The sequence below is a fragment of the Oceanibaculum sp. genome (assembly GCF_022449305.1).
GTDB classification, from domain to species: domain Bacteria; phylum Pseudomonadota; class Alphaproteobacteria; order Oceanibaculales; family Oceanibaculaceae; genus Oceanibaculum; species Oceanibaculum indicum.
Window position 1 is genome coordinate 17,962 of the sequence record NZ_JAKUSO010000016.1, and the last position, 13,167, is coordinate 31,128.

Annotated in this window: 11 protein-coding genes; 5 read left to right on the forward strand and 6 right to left on the reverse strand. The window is 65.1% G+C overall.

From position 1 onward, the window contains the following. Positions 1-9 precede the first annotated feature (9 nt). On the reverse strand, positions 10-1,077 hold the full coding sequence (gene pseI, locus MK313_RS07215) for a pseudaminic acid synthase (protein WP_322098630.1): 1,068 nt from the start codon (positions 1,075-1,077) through the stop codon (positions 10-12). Positions 1,078-1,245: 168 nt separating this feature from the next. Here pseI and MK313_RS07220 point away from each other — a divergent pair, with 168 nt between their 5' ends. Next, positions 1,246-2,001 carry a TylF/MycF/NovP-related O-methyltransferase gene (locus MK313_RS07220; protein WP_287780651.1) on the forward strand — a complete coding sequence of 252 codons (756 nt, stop codon included), beginning with the start codon at positions 1,246-1,248 and terminating at the stop codon, positions 1,999-2,001. A gap of 142 nt (positions 2,002-2,143) precedes the next feature. Continuing rightward, positions 2,144-5,455 (forward strand): tetratricopeptide repeat protein, encoded by a 3,312-nt coding sequence (locus tag MK313_RS07225; RefSeq protein ID WP_287780652.1) that lies wholly within the window; start codon positions 2,144-2,146, stop codon positions 5,453-5,455. Here the strand turns inward: MK313_RS07225 and pseC are convergent. From pseC to MK313_RS07245, 4 genes are all read right to left on the reverse strand, one after another. Then, positions 5,452-6,690: a UDP-4-amino-4,6-dideoxy-N-acetyl-beta-L-altrosamine transaminase gene (pseC, locus tag MK313_RS07230; protein ID WP_287780653.1), complete on the reverse strand. Its 1,239-nt coding sequence runs from the start codon at positions 6,688-6,690 to the stop codon at positions 5,452-5,454. The two genes, MK313_RS07225 and pseC, sit on opposite strands and share 4 nt — an antisense overlap. Continuing rightward, entirely contained in the window at positions 6,687-7,760 is a 1,074-nt protein-coding gene (pseB, locus tag MK313_RS07235; protein WP_008945839.1) for a UDP-N-acetylglucosamine 4,6-dehydratase (inverting), read from the reverse strand. The genes pseC and pseB overlap by 4 nt, the downstream gene beginning before the upstream one ends. Before the next feature lie 89 nt (positions 7,761-7,849). Then, positions 7,850-8,236, reverse strand: coding sequence for a tetratricopeptide repeat protein (locus MK313_RS07240; protein ID WP_008945840.1), 387 nt, complete (start codon positions 8,234-8,236; stop codon positions 7,850-7,852). 7 nt (positions 8,237-8,243) lie between these two features. Beyond that, positions 8,244-9,047 carry a DUF1217 domain-containing protein gene (locus tag MK313_RS07245; protein WP_287780654.1) on the reverse strand — a complete coding sequence of 268 codons (804 nt, stop codon included), beginning with the start codon at positions 9,045-9,047 and terminating at the stop codon, positions 8,244-8,246. 248 nt (positions 9,048-9,295) lie between these two features. Here MK313_RS07245 and MK313_RS07250 point away from each other — a divergent pair, with 248 nt between their 5' ends. From MK313_RS07250 to MK313_RS07260, 3 genes are all read left to right on the forward strand, one after another. Next, positions 9,296-10,435, forward strand: coding sequence for an NAD(P)/FAD-dependent oxidoreductase (locus MK313_RS07250; protein ID WP_287780655.1), 1,140 nt, complete (start codon positions 9,296-9,298; stop codon positions 10,433-10,435). A 106-nt stretch (positions 10,436-10,541) separates the two neighbouring features. Continuing rightward, positions 10,542-11,345 carry a response regulator gene (locus MK313_RS07255; RefSeq protein ID WP_287780656.1) on the forward strand — a complete coding sequence of 268 codons (804 nt, stop codon included), beginning with the start codon at positions 10,542-10,544 and terminating at the stop codon, positions 11,343-11,345. A gap of 80 nt (positions 11,346-11,425) precedes the next feature. Then, the gene (locus tag MK313_RS07260; protein WP_287780657.1) at positions 11,426-11,671 is read left to right on the forward strand and encodes a hypothetical protein; all 246 of its coding nucleotides are present in this window, start codon (positions 11,426-11,428) and stop codon (positions 11,669-11,671) included. A gap of 199 nt (positions 11,672-11,870) precedes the next feature. On the opposite strand, the gene MK313_RS07265 is transcribed toward MK313_RS07260, so the two are convergent. After that, positions 11,871-13,157 carry an NAD(P)/FAD-dependent oxidoreductase gene (locus MK313_RS07265; RefSeq protein WP_287780658.1) on the reverse strand — a complete coding sequence of 429 codons (1,287 nt, stop codon included), beginning with the start codon at positions 13,155-13,157 and terminating at the stop codon, positions 11,871-11,873. Positions 13,158-13,167 lie beyond the last annotated feature (10 nt).

The window sequence follows — 13,167 nt, forward strand, 5'->3', positions numbered from 1 at the left end:
GCCCCCTGGTTAGACCCCGGGCACGCCGCCTTCCACCATATCGGCCTTGAACGCCTCGCCGCGCTTCAAGTCGCGCGACGCCTTGCGGCCCAGAACGGCATCCAGATATTTCGGCAGAAGTCCGTGCGCCGGGCGGATGGAGCGCACCGAGGCCTCGGTGATCGTCTCGCCTTTACGTAGATCGGCCACGACATAGAGCGACCGGCGGAACCGCAAGGAATCCCGCTCCGCCTCGGTCGGGCCATAGACGGGCGTACCCAGGGCGGCCTGCGCCGCGCGCGTATCGGCCACCAGCGTTGCCAGCTCCGCCGGCTCCAGTGAGAAGGCGCTGTCCACGCCACCATCGGCGCGGGCCAGGGTGAAATGCTTTTCGATCAGCGATGCACCAAGCCCGATTGCCACGGTGGAGGCCAGCGTGCCCATGGAATGGTCGGACAGTCCGACCACCGTGCCCAGCCGCGCGGCGAGGTCGGGAATGTTCGACAGGTTCGCGCGCTCAATCGGCGTCGGGTAGGCGCTGATGCAGTGCAGGACGGCGATCTCCTTCGCCCCGGCCTCGCGCGCGGCGGCCACCGCCTCCTCAATCTCCTCAAAGGTCGCCATGCCGGTGGACAGGATCAGCGGCTTGCCGGTCCGCGCCACGAGCCGGATCAGCGGGATATCGACGATTTCCGACGAGGCGATCTTGTAAACCGGCGCATCCAGCGATTCGAGCAGCTCGACCGCCGTGGGATCGAACGGGGCGGAGAAGATGGTGATGCCGATTTCCCGCGCGTGCCGGAACAGCGGTTCGTGCCATTCCCACGGCGTATGCGCGTCCCGGTACAAATCGTACAGGCGCTGGCCTTCCCACAGCCCCTTGCCGACGCGGAAATCCGGCCCGTCATGGTCGATGGTGATGGTATCGGCGCGGTAGGTCTGCAGCTTCACAGAATCGGCGCCGGCCGCCTTCGCCGCGTCCAGGATGGCGAGTGCGCGTCCGATATCGCCATTATGATTGCCCGACATCTCCGCCACGATATAGGGCGGATGACCCGGCCCGACCGGCCGGCCGTCAATGGTCATCATGGGAGGCATGGCCGCACCTTTCCGCCTGTGCCGGATGCGGCGCCGGAGCTCAACCCCCTGCACAACCGCCGCATCTTGTGGTGTAGTAATGACTAACCCCATGATATACGCAAAGTGGGGGTGTGCGCCACAGCCTGTTGTCGTGACGTGCCGCAGCATGATCGAAGGAGCCGAAGCATGGCCGAAGACAAGCCCATCCGTACCCTCGTCGGCTCGACGCAATCCGAATCCGAGCGCAAGCTGGACCTGGTGCGGCGCCTGCGCACGTCACCGATTCCCGATCAGGAACTGCTGGACAATATCGGCCTCTACCTCACCCGCCAGACCCTGTCGCGCATCAATTTCATGCAGATGCTCTACCGGATGATCGTGCCGGTGCATGGCGTGATCATGGAATTCGGCGTGCGCTGGGGGCAGAACATGGCGCTGTTCTCGGCGCTGCGCGGCATCCACGAGCCCTACAACTACAACCGCATGGTGATCGGCTTCGACACCTTCGAGGGCTTTCCGTCGGTCGGCCCGGAGGATGGCGGGCGCGTGCAGGCAGGCGATTACGGCGTTGCCGAAAACTGGATGGGTGAGCTGGAGGATATACTCGGCTTCCATACCCAGAATGCGCCGATACCGCACAAGACCAAGCACAGGCTGGTCAAGGGCGACGCCACCGAAACCCTGCCCGCCTATCTGCAGGAGCACCCGGAAACCATCGTCGCGCTGGCCTATTTCGACTTAGATATCTACAAGCCGCCGCGCGACTGCCTGGAGGCGCTCCTGCCGCATCTGACAAAGGGCAGCGTGCTGGCCTTCGACGAGCTGAACATGCCCGAATTCCCAGGCGAAACCCTCGCCGTGCGCGAGGTGCTGGGCCTGTCGCGCTACGCCATCCGCCGCGATCCGTCGAGTCCGCTGACCTCCTACATGGTGATCGAATGAAGCAGGCCGGCGCAGCGCGGGGCATAATGTCTGGCATCGGCACCCCACTATTACTACCCTGCTGGGGAACCGGGAGGTGTTCTTGTATGTCCGCCGGTGAGCTGATTCGCCTTGTCCGCCCCCTTTCCCCGGCAAGCCAGAGATGAACCGCAAGCAACGCCGCGCCAATCAGAAGCAGATCACCGTGACCGCCCCCCTCGCTTCCAGCAAGGGTGTGCCGCTGACGCAGATGTTGCAGACAGCGGTCGCCCATCACAGGGCCGGACGCGAGACCGACGCCGAGGCGATCTATCTTCAGATACTGGAGAGACAGCCGCGCAACGCGACGGCGCTGCATTTTCTGAGCCTTATCGCCAAGGATCGCGGCCAGCTCGACGAAGCGCTGGCACTGGTCGCCAAGGCGCTGGAGGCTGACCCCCGCTATGCGGAAGCGCACAACAGCGCCGGTACCTATCACAAGCTGAAACAGGATCTGGACAAGGCGGCCGCCAGTTTTCGCCGCGCGGCCGAACTGAAGCGCCAGTATGCGGAGGCGCACTATAATCTGGGCACCGTCCTTGGCGATCAGGACAAGCTGGACGAAGCGGTCGAGCAGTACAGGATCGCGATCGATATCCAGCCGAACTACACCCAGGCCCTGAACAATCTCGGCATCGTCCTCAGCAAGCTGCTGCGCCTGGAAGAGGCGACGGACTGCTTCCGCCGCGCGCTGCGGATCGACCCGACGATGGCCTCGCTCTATTCGAACTTCGGCAATGCGCTGCGGCGCCAGGGCAAATACGAGCAGGCCATGCAGGCATATGCCTGTGCCTCGGCCCTGTCCCCGGAACTGATCGATCCGCGCTTCAACTACGGCACCCTCGACCTTCAGGTCGGCCAGCTGGAGCCGGGCTGGAAACTCTACGAGCTGGGCTTCCCGCTCGGCGAGAGACGCCCGCTGCGGCGCCTTGAACAGCCGCGCTGGACCGGCGAGGACGCGCAGGACAAGTCGATCCTGGTCTGGCGCGAGCAGGGCATCGGCGACGAGATCATGTTCGGCACCTGCATTCCGGATCTGGTCCGTCAGGCCCGCAAGGTCATCGTCGAATGCGACACACGCCTGGTTCCGCTGTTCGCGCGGTCGATCCCGGAGGCGCTCGTCCGGCCTTCGGATTCCTTCGCCCCTTCGGTGCCCGATGCCGACGCGCATATCCCGATGGGCAGCCTGCCGGGCCTGTACCGGAACGCTATCGGCGATTTCCCGAAGACCCCCGGTTACCTGCGGGCCGACCCCGCCCGCATGGCGTACTGGAAGAAGCGCATCGATGCCCTGGGCGACGGCATCAAGGTCGGCCTCTGCTGGCGCAGCCAGTTGCGCAGCCGCGACCGCAACCTTGCCTATGCCGAGATCGAGGATGTGAAGCCGCTGTTTTCCATCCCCGGCATCCGCTTCATTTGCCTGCAATATGATGCGAGTGCCGAGGAAGTGGCGGAGCTGAACAAGGCCCACGGCATCGACCTTGCCCATATCGACGGGCTGGACCAGCGCAACGACATCGACGGCGCCGCCGCGCTGATGGCCAATATCGATCTGGTCATCTCGGCGGCGACCTCGGTGGGTGAGATTGCCGGCGCGCTGGGCATGCCGGTCTGGCGCTTCAGCCTGGAAGCGGACTGGACGCGCCACGGCACCCGCAACCGCCCCTGGTTTCCCAGCATGCGGTGTTTCAGCCGCCACCCGGATTCGCCGTGGCGAAACCTATTCGCCGAGGTACAGCGCGAGCTGGCCGCCATCGCGGCCGACCCGAGGGCGTTGCGAGAACAGGGCAAGCAGGCCTTTACCTGGAGTGTGGCGCTGCCGGAAACGGCACCCGAGACCGATACGCCGCCCGTGCTGGGGCATGACGAGAAGAAGAAGCCTTCCTTCTCGATGATGATGCAGCAGCAAAAGGGTGATGCCGCGAACCCCGCCCTTGCCGCACAGGCCGAGACCGCGCGAAAGGCCGAGCTGGCCAGCAGCTATTTCAAGTCCGGCGATTATGTTGCCGCGCTGGATATCTACCAGGAAATCCTCGCCGCCAATCCCATCGACAAGAACGCCCTGTTTGGCACGGCCAACATCGCGGCGGCGACCGGGCAGCCGGAGTCGGCCGTCGCCCTGTATCAGACCCTGCTGCAGATCGATCCGGACTCGGTGGAGGTCATCAACAATCTCGGCTCCGTCCTGCGCAAGATGGGCCGGCATGCGGAATCCATCGACATCGTCCGCGAGGCAATCAACCGCTATCCGCAGGAAGCCCGGCTCTGGCACAACATCGCTGCCACCCTGTCGCAACGCCACGAACCCGGCGATATCGACAATGCGATCCTGTTCTATGAGGAGTCGCTGCGCCTCGACCCCTCGCTGCCCGAACCGTTCAGCAATTACGCCATGCTGCAATGCATCCTCGGCAATGGGGAGAAAGGGCTCAACCTCCACCGCAAGGCCCTGGAACTGGCGCCGGACAATAGGCAGCTTCAGCTGAACTACGCCGTCGACCTGCTGGCCACCGGCCATATCCAGGAGGGCTGGCAGCGCTATGAGGCCCGCCTCGAACGCGGCATGGCACAGGCCATCGATTACCGTCACGGCCTGCCGCGCTGGCACGGCGAGGACCTGTCCGGCAAGGCCATCCTGGTGTCAGGCGAACAGGGGCTGGGCGACCAGATCTTCTTCGCCAATTGCCTGCCAGACGTGGCAGCGAAGGCGAAGCAGGTAACCCTTGATGTCGAGGCCCGTCTGGTACCGCTGTTCCGCCGCTCCTTCCCCGGTATCCATGTCCATGCCAGCACCAGAACCGGAGAAGACGGCAACATCGTCTATACATATGACTGGCTGACCGAGAAGCATGATTACGCCTGCCCGGTCGGCAGCCTGCCGCTTTACCTGCGGCAAAGTCTGGAGGATTTTCCGGCGACCGGCGGCTATCTGAAGGCGGATGACCAGCGCATCGACAGCTGGCGCAAAAGGCTGGAGAAGCTGGGGCCGGAACCGAAGATCGGCATATGCTGGCGCAGTGGCCTGCGCACGCCCGACCGGCGACGCTTCTATACCGAACTGGCCGAATGGGGCCCGATCCTTACACTGCCGGGCCTGCGCTTCGTGAATTTGCAATATGACGATTGCGCCGAGGAACTGGCCGCCGCCGCCCGGCAATTCGGTGTCACGATCCAGAATTTCACCGATGTCGATCAGCGCAATGATCTGGACGAAACCGCAGCACTGATCACAGCTCTGGATATGGTGATCACCGCGCCGACCGCCGTCCAGGCGATGGCCGGCGCGCTGGGCGTGCCGACCCTGCTGCTGGGGGCAAGCTGGCTGTCTCTCGGCACTGACCGCTTCCCGTTCCAGCCCAGCGTGACGCCGGTGCGCGGCACAGCGGAGATGCCGATGCTCGACCGCGCGGCGGAGATCGTGAAAGAACGCTTTTAGCGGTTGCCGAGGCCCAGCACGTCACCCAGCGCCGCGACCGCGCGGTCAACATCACCCTCTTCCATGCCGGCGAACAGCGGCATGGACAGGCAGCGCGCGTAATAGGCATCCGCCCCTGGCAGTGACACAGCGCCATAGCGCCGCCGGTAATAGGGCTGCAGATGCACCGGGATGTAATGAACCTGCGTGCCGATGCCCTTGCCGCGCAACCGGTTCATCACCGCCGCCCGGTCCAGCCCGACACGCTGGAAGTCGATCAGGACCGGGTGCAGATGCAGTGCCGACTCCAGCCCGTCACGCTTGTGCAGGCCCGTCACCACAGGCGCCCAGTCGGCCAGCAACTCGTCATAGCGCCGCGACAGGGCCAGCCGCGTGGCGGCGAAGCGCGGCAGCTTGGCCAGCTGGCTGCGGCCCAGCGCGCACTGGATATCGGTCGCCCGGTAATTGAAGCCGGGTTCCGGCATCTCGTAATACCAGGGGTTCGGGCGGCCCTCCGCATCGAAGGCAAGGCCTTTTTCGGTGAACTCCTCCGGCGTGCGGGTCATGCCGTGGCTGCGGAAGGCCCGTAGCCGGACCGCCAGACCGGGATCGTTGGTGGTGACCGCCCCGCCCTCACCCATCGTCACCGTCTTCACCGGATGGAAGGAGAAGGTCGTCATGTCGGCATGCGCGCCGGAGCCGACGGCGTTCCACGCCCCCGACGGATCGCGGTAGCGCGTGCCCAGCGCGTGGCTGGCATCATCGACGATGGCAAGCCCATGCCGGCGGGCGACGGCGTGGATGCCCTCGACATCGCCGACCGGCCCGCCCAGATGCACGTTGAACACCGCCTTCGCCTTGCCTTCAGCCGGCACGCGGGCGAGCGCCTGCTCCAGCGCCGCCTGCGTCATCAGCCCGGTATCGGGATCGACATCGGCGAACACCACCTCCGCCCCGACATAGCGCGCGGCATTGGCGGTAGCGAGGAAGGTGACCGTCGGCACCACCACCCAGTCGCCGGGGCCGAGGCCCAGCGCCAGCGCGGCCAGATGCAGAGCCGCCGTGCCATTGGCGCAGGCCACGGCGTGGCGTGCTTCCGTCACTGCCGCGAGGTCTGCCTCGAAGCGGTCAACCTCCGGCCCGGTGGTCAGATAATCGCCGCGCAGCACGGCGGCCACGGCGGCGATATCGTCCTCCTCGATGAGCTGACGGCCATAGGGCAGGAACGCCCCGGCGCCCCCGCTATCCTTCGTCACACTACCTTGTCCTTCAGATAGAAGCCCAGATCCTCGCGGCCCAGCCATTCGTCATTGCGGTCGCTGGAATAGACGAAATCCTCCGGAACCGGCTTCGCATTCTTGTAGCCGGACGGGCGCGACCACCAGGCAAAGGAGGGCTGGATGACGTAACGGTCGCCCAGATCGACAGTGGTGCGCGAATCGTCGGAGGAGATCATCACTTCATGGATCTTCTCGCCCGGACGGATGCCCACCACCCGGTGTTTCAGATTCGGGGCCAGCGCGATGGCGAATTCGGTCATCAGCATGCTGGGAATCTTCGGCACGAAAATCTCGCCGCCGCGCATCAGCGGCAGGCAGGACAGCACGAAATTCACGCCCTGCGTCAGGGTGATCCAGAAGCGCGTCATGCGCAGATCGGTGATCGGCAGGTCCTCCGCCCCTTCCTCGATCAGCTTCTGGAAGAAGGTCACCACGCTGCCGCGCGAGCCGACCACATTGCCATAGCGCACGACCGAGAAACGGCAGCCATTGCCACCCGCCAGATTGTTGGCGGCGATGAAAATCTTGTCGGAGGCCAGCTTGCTGGCGCCATACAGGTTGATCGGGTTGGCCGCCTTGTCGGTGGACAGGGCGATGACCCGCTTCACCCCCGCGCCGATGGCGGCGCGCACCACATTCTCCGCCCCCATGACGTTGGTGTGGATACATTCGAACGGGTTGTACTCGGCAATCGAGACATGCTTCATCGCCGCCGCATGGATCACGTAATCCACGCCGCGCATCGCCATTTCCAGCCGTTCGGCATTGCGCACATCGCCGATGAAATAGCGCATGAAGGGATAGCGGTCGGTGGGGAATTCCTGCGCCATCTCATACTGTTTCATCTCGTCGCGCGAGAAGACGATGAGGCGCTTGGGCGTATAGCGTGAGATGACCTGCTTCACGAAGTGACGGCCAAAAGACCCCGTACCGCCGGTCACCAGAATGACCTTGTCGTTGAAGTCGGTTTCCTTGTCCAGGAAGTCGCGATAGAAGCTGGGCGCGCTGATGCCGCCCTCGGTAACAGTCTGCTTTTCGATGTCCATGTCCCCCTCAGCCGAGTACCGCAGCGAATACGCTAGATTGCGGATTCAAAACGGTTTTCCTGTTGGCTGCCCCTTAGTGAAGAATCATATCAGTCGGCAAGCGCCGCGTCATCCATGACCCGCGCGGTCCCGAGGGAGACCATCTCCGGCATCGGATGCAGCGCGAGGCCGAGGCGATACAGGCTGACCTCGCCGCTTGTCTTTAGCTGCGCGACATTGCGGGCGGCGGTGCGGCAGGTCGGATCGACCAGCAGCGCCAGCCGGTAACAGCGCACGGCGGCATCATTCTGGCCGAGCCGCACCAGCAGGTCGCCCAGCGCGGTCAGTGCCGGCACCGAGCGCGGCGCGTGAAAGATCGCCGTGCGGTAGCTGTCGATGGCGTCGTCGATATCGCCGCGCGCCTCCTGCTCCCGGCCAAGGCCGATATAATGCTCCGGGTCCGTCGGAAGGATGCGGATGGCGGAAAGGTCGGTCATAGCGGCCTCACACAAGGATGTTGAGATTGCCACCCTGCAGCAGCTGCAGAGCGATCTGGCCCGAGGAGCCGAAGGAGCCGCCACCCATGTTGGCGAGCTGCGCCTCGGCGTCCTTCTGCGTCAGGAAGCGGGCGATAAACTTGTCCACGAAGGCCGGGTCCTTGAAATCCTCCGGCTTAACCTTGGATTCGATGACCTTTGCCTGGCGTTCCAGGGACTGGTTCACGATCTCCTTGGGGATGCACAGCGTGTCGGTGATGACCGAGCGCAGCACCTTGTCGCCCATCAGCTTGTAGATATCGCCATCCTCGGCGACCTCGGCGACCTTGCGGCGGAAATAGGCGGCTTCGCGCAGCGACTCGTTGCCGCCGCCCAGATTCTTCTCGAACTGGTTGGTCAGGTACTTGTCGGTGATTTCCTTGAGGAACTTCTCGTCCTTCAGCTTCTCCACGCCCGAGCCGGAGAAATCGAAGGCTTCCGAAATCTGCTTGTAGCGCGGCTCGGCCATTCGGTTGACCAGCGACTCCTTCGCCGCCGGATCCTCGGTCATGATCGTCTTGATGCGCGCGGTGTAGTTCAGCTCCTGCTCCAGGCCGAACGCGCCCAGCGCCACCTGCATCAGGCGGCGGTCCTTGAAGAAATCCTCCGGCGATTCGATCTTCTTCGCATTCTCCAGGAAATAATCGATCTCCCGCTGCATCTGCGGCTGCTTGGCGAACTGCTGCTTCTGCGCGTCGCCCGAATGCTGCAGCGTCCTGAACAGCAGCAGGGAGGACATGCCGCTCCCACTGGTCCCGGTTCCGATCTGCATGGCTTTCCCCTTCTCTTGCGAAACACTTGCGAACCTCTTGGGGAGGCAGGGAAGCAAGAGGCGGGCCAGCTATCCCACTCAGAACACGGACCAAGGCGAATGGCCGGTTTCCGGCAATTGCCATTGACCTTCCGCCGGGGCTGGCCGATGGTCGGCGCGTCGAACAAATGGCAGGCCGGCAGTTATTGCCGGGTGTTCCTTGCCCGGCCCGCCTGTCCTTCTCCTGCGTATCGAGGCGTACTCCTGAAATGACTGAAACCTGCGACTTCCTGGTAATCGGTGGCGGTATCGCCGGCGCGTCCGCCGGCTACGAGCTGGCCAAGCATGGCCGCGTCATCCTGGCCGAGAAGGAAAGCCAGCCCGGCTATCACACGACCGGCCGGTCGGCGGCACTGTTCGCGGAAGGCTATGGCAACGCCCCGATCCGCGCGCTGACCCGCGCCAGCCGCGCCTTCTTCGAGGCCCCGCCGGAAGGATTCACCGAGGCGCCGCTGCTGACCCCGCGCGGCGCGATGATCGTGGCAACCGCCGAGCAGATGCCGATTCTGGAAAAGGCCTATGAAGAGACCCGGGCGACCCTGCCCGGCGTCAAATGGCTGGACGCCGCCGGTGTGCTGCGCCACGCCCCGGTTCTGCGCGAGGGCTATGCCGTCGCCGGCTTCTATAATGAGGGCGAGCGCGACATGGATGTGAACGCCATCCATCAGGGCTATCTGCGCGGCATTCGTGCCGCCGGCGGACAGATCGTCACCGATGCGGAAATCACCGGCCTGGCGCGCGAGGGCGATGGCTGGCGCGTCGAGACCCGCGCCGGCAGCTTCTCCGCCGCCGTGGTGGTGAACGCGGCAGGCGCCTGGGCGGACGAGATCGCCGCCCTGGCCGGCGTTGCGAAGGTGGGATTGCAGCCCAAGCGCCGCACCGCCTTCACCTTCGATGCGCCGGACGGCATGGATGTCCATGCCCTGCCCGCCGTGGTCGATGCCGAGGAGAACTGGTATTTCCGGCCCGAATCCGGCCGGCTGATGGGCAGCCCGGCGGACGAGATCGACTCCCCGCCCTGCGATGCGCAGCCGGACGAGATGGACATCGCCATCGCCGTGGACCGGATCGAGCAGGCGACCATCTTCCAGATCCGCCGCCTCGCCTCGCGCTGGGCCGGGCTGCGCAGCTTCGTCGCCGACCGCACCATGGTCGCGGGCTTCGCGCCGGAGACGAAAGGATTCTTCTGGCTGGCCGGTCAGGGCGGCTATGGCATCCAGACCGCACCTGCCATGGGCCGGCTTACGGCGAGCCTGGCTACCGGCAATGGCCTGCCGGCGGATATTGCGGGCTTCGGCGTGTCGGCGGCCGACCTGGCGCCGGACCGGCCGGCGCTGCAAGAGTCATAATCGTCAGAATTTTCAGGCGGCTAAGGATTCGTAAAGGATTGGCGGGTACCCTCGGCGGATTGAGAGCGCCTTTGCGTTGTCCATAACCGAGAATCCTATGCCCGCCATGACTGACAGCATCGTGAACATCCTCCTGGTCGGCGACATCGCCAGCCGGCGGGTGTCGATTCGCGCGATGCTGGAAGCGGCGGATGAGTCGTTTCGCGTCGGTACGGCGGAGACCATCGGCCAGGCCGCCGCACGCCTGCAGGGCGGCGGGGTCGATCTGGTGATCCTCGACAGCCGCGAGGGTACGGCCATCGATCTCGGCAGCATTCCGGTGCTGCGCTGCCTTGCCCCCACCCTGCCGATCCTGGCGGTGGTGCCGATGCTGGAGGAGATGGACAGCCGCATTGCCGATTATCACGGCGCCAGCGGCTGCTTCGTGCTGGAAAATTACGACGAGAAGGGCATCGCGGCTCTGCTGCGCCGGCACCTGGCACGGCCGGTCCGGGAAGACGCCACCCGCATCCCGCATGTGCTGATCGTCGAGGATGAACCGTCCACGGCGGAAATCCTGACCCGCTATGTCGCCTGGCGCGGCTACCGCGTCAGCGTGGTCGGCAATGGCCGCGAAGCGCGCGACCTGTTGGTGTCGGACCCTGCCGATCTGGTCATCACCGACCTCGACATGCCGGTGCTGGACGGGGAAGGGCTGATCGCGGAACTGCAGGCTTGCGAGAAGCGGCCGCACATTATCGTCGTGACCGGCAACCCGGTCAGCGACCTGACCTGGAAGAAGCTGCGTAACGCGGTCGTCGAACTCTACCAGAAGCCGCTGAATTTGAAGGAAATCGGCCGGACCGTCGAACGGCTGATCGGCATCAGCCTGCGTCCCGTCCTTGGCACGCCGACGATAGAGGCACGCTGATTTATTGGGTGGAGCAAGACCCCGGCTCCTTTCTATAGTGGCCGCCTTCATCCCTGCTGGCACCAAGGCGCCCCGACACTGTGCCCCGCTATATCCGCCGCATTCCCCGCCCCGACATTCCAAGCTTTCCGCCATTCGGCCTCGGTCATAATGGCGGCCCGCCACTGTCGACCGGCTGGCAGGTCACCTGCTGGAAGAAGGCCAAGGAAAAGGCCTTCGCCGCCCCGCGCGAGGTGGTGCTGATGCGGTTGCGCCGCGCCCGCGAGCTGGGCATGACCTACCAGCAATACACCGCCATCCTGCTCGACAAGGGCAAGGTGCCGTAGGGAATCCTGCCCCCGATACCCTTCGAGACGCCTGCCTGCCGCTATACTCTTTCCGTCACCCCCGCACTTGTTGCGGGGGTCCAGACTTCAGCTTGCTGGATATCTGTCGAGTTGGGCTGAACCCTGGATTCCCGGCACAAGGCCGGGAATGACGACGGGAAATGAGGAGTCACACTGCGCAATACTCCCTATCCACTCCTCAGCGGAAGCTGCGGTCCGGACGGTAGGGCGCAAGGTCGAATTCCGAGCCGCGCCCGGCGACCAGATCAGCCACCACGCGCCCTGTAAGCGGCCCCAGCGACAGGCCCATATGGCCGTGTCCGAAGGCCAGCACCGTGTTCGCATAGCGCGGCGAGCGCCCCACCACAGGTTTCGAATCCGGCGTCGAGGGACGGTAGCCCAGCCATTCGCGCGTGACCTCCGCCTGGCCGATGGCGGGCAGTACCTCCTTCGCCAGATCCAGCATGCGGCGGATGCGGCGGAAATCGGCCGGCGCATCCAGCCCCGCCAGCTCCACGCCGCTGGTCAGGCGCAAGCCTTCCTGCATCGGCGCCAGCACATAGGACTGGTCGGCGATCAGCGTTGGCCGCCCGACCGTCGGCGTGCCGTCCGGCAGCTTCAGGTTCAGGTGATAGCCGCGCTCCGTATCCAGCGGCACCGGCGCGCCTGCCTCCGAAGCCAGCGCCTTCGACCAGGCGCCGGCCGCGATCACCAGCCGGTCCACCGGATGGATGGCGAGGTCGGTCACCACCTTCTCCGGCCCATTTGGCCCGATTTCCAGCCGGCGGACGGTCTCCTGCAGGATGGTGCCGCCATTGCGCCGGAAATGTTCGGCATAGGCAGTGATCAGCTTGTGCGGCAGCGACACGAAGCCGGCATCGGGCTGGAAGATGCCGCGGGCGAAGCGCCGTTGCAGATGCGGTTCGAGCTGGCGCACCTCGTCACTGTCCAGCACCTGGAAATTCACGCCGCAGCCGGTCATCAGCTCGCGGTCGAAGGCGGTGCCAGCGAAGCCCTCCTCGCTGCCATAGAGCTTTAGCCAGCCGACACGGCGGATGATGTCCTCCGCCCCGGTCAGCTTCACCAGCTCCTCATGCGCGATCAGCGCCCGGCTGACCAGGGGCAGAAGCTCACGCGAAATCTGCCGGACACGCCCCGCATCGCCGGCCTGCAGGAAGCGGATCAGCCAGGGTGCGATCTGCGGCAGGTACCGCCAGCGGATAGCGAACGGCCCCGCCGGGTCCATCAGCATCTTCGGCACCTTCTTCCACAGCCCCGGCATGGCGGTCGGCGTCACGCCACCGGTGGCGATGACCCCGGCATTGCCGAGCGAGGTACCGGTCCCCGGCGGTTTCGGGTCGATGACCGTGACCTTGTGGCCGTCGCGCTGCAGGTAGAGGGCGGCGCTCATGCCGACGATACCGGCACCGATGATGGTGACGTTACGGGGAGCGATTGGGGGGGCGACAGGTTGAGACGAGGACATTCGGGAACCG

Bases quoted from the DNA above. Each gene is read 5' to 3' on its own strand.
- pseI (WP_322098630.1), bottom strand. From the start codon at position 1,077: ATGCCTCCCATGATGACCATTGACGGCCGGCCGGTCGGGCCGGGTCAT.
- MK313_RS07220 (WP_287780651.1), top strand. From the start codon at position 1,246: ATGGCCGAAGACAAGCCCATCCGTACCCTCGTCGGCTCGACGCAATCC.
- MK313_RS07225 (WP_287780652.1), top strand. From the start codon at position 2,144: ATGAACCGCAAGCAACGCCGCGCCAATCAGAAGCAGATCACCGTGACC.
- pseB (WP_008945839.1), bottom strand. From the start codon at position 7,760: ATGGACATCGAAAAGCAGACTGTTACCGAGGGCGGCATCAGCGCGCCC.
- MK313_RS07240 (WP_008945840.1), bottom strand. From the start codon at position 8,236: ATGACCGACCTTTCCGCCATCCGCATCCTTCCGACGGACCCGGAGCAT.
- MK313_RS07245 (WP_287780654.1), bottom strand. From the start codon at position 9,047: ATGCAGATCGGAACCGGGACCAGTGGGAGCGGCATGTCCTCCCTGCTG.
- MK313_RS07250 (WP_287780655.1), top strand. From the start codon at position 9,296: ATGACTGAAACCTGCGACTTCCTGGTAATCGGTGGCGGTATCGCCGGC.
- MK313_RS07255 (WP_287780656.1), top strand. From the start codon at position 10,542: ATGACTGACAGCATCGTGAACATCCTCCTGGTCGGCGACATCGCCAGC.
- MK313_RS07265 (WP_287780658.1), bottom strand. From the start codon at position 13,157: ATGTCCTCGTCTCAACCTGTCGCCCCCCCAATCGCTCCCCGTAACGTC.